The sequence below is a fragment of the Roseixanthobacter psychrophilus genome (assembly GCF_043195195.1).
Taxonomy (GTDB): domain Bacteria; phylum Pseudomonadota; class Alphaproteobacteria; order Rhizobiales; family Xanthobacteraceae; genus NCEH01.
In genome coordinates this window covers 1-569 of sequence record NZ_JBAFWT010000172.1, presented here as the reverse complement: position 1 = coordinate 569, position 569 = coordinate 1, and the positions used below count along the sequence as shown (strand labels likewise).

General features: G+C 61.5%; 1 protein-coding gene. It reads right to left on the bottom strand.

All coding sequences use genetic code 11. From position 1 onward, the window contains the following. Positions 1 to 29: 29 nt before the first annotated feature. On the bottom strand, positions 30 to 353 hold the full coding sequence (locus tag V5F77_RS29060; RefSeq protein WP_429008512.1) for a helix-turn-helix domain-containing protein: 324 nt from the start codon (positions 351 to 353) through the stop codon (positions 30 to 32). Positions 354 to 569: the final 216 nt, after the last annotated feature.

The following is a 569-nucleotide window of genomic DNA, read 5'->3' as shown; positions in this document are numbered from 1 at the left end:
CGGTATATTGAATGTTATCGAAATCCTACCTAACCCCTTGAATCGAGTCGTCTTAAGAGACCTAGCGTCTGCTCCGATTCGAGCTCTGCCGTCGCCGCCGGTCGCGCCAGCAGCCCCGCTGGTTCGACGCCGGCGCGTTCGGCGATCAGTTCGATGTAATCCAGGCTCGGGTTCGCCTTCGGCGTCATCAGGTGGAAATAGCTCGAGCTCGCCAGGCCGAGCTGCGCGGCAAAGGCCTTGCGGCTGAGGCCGTTGGCGCATCGGATCGCTTCTATCGACGCCTGAAAGGTCCGAAGCAGCGTACGACCTTCGGCCGCGTGCGCCGCCTTCCGGCGACAGTCTCTGGTTCTCATCGGCGCGTCCTCGCACATAGAAGCCCGGCACGGGCCGCGACCGTCCGCGGAGCCCGAACACACGCACGCCAGCACGTTGGACTGACGTTCGACATTCAATATAATGTACGGATTCGATTTCAACGAAAGAGGTGCGCTCGGACAAAGAAAAACCCGGCAGAGCCGGGTCTCTCAGAGGATGGACGGGCTGACGACGGCAATCGTCAGCGATGCCCG

Excerpts from the sequence above, each read along its gene's own strand:
- V5F77_RS29060 (WP_429008512.1), bottom strand. The coding sequence starts at position 353 with ATGAGAACCAGAGACTGTCGCCGGAAGGCGGCGCACGCGGCCGAAGGT.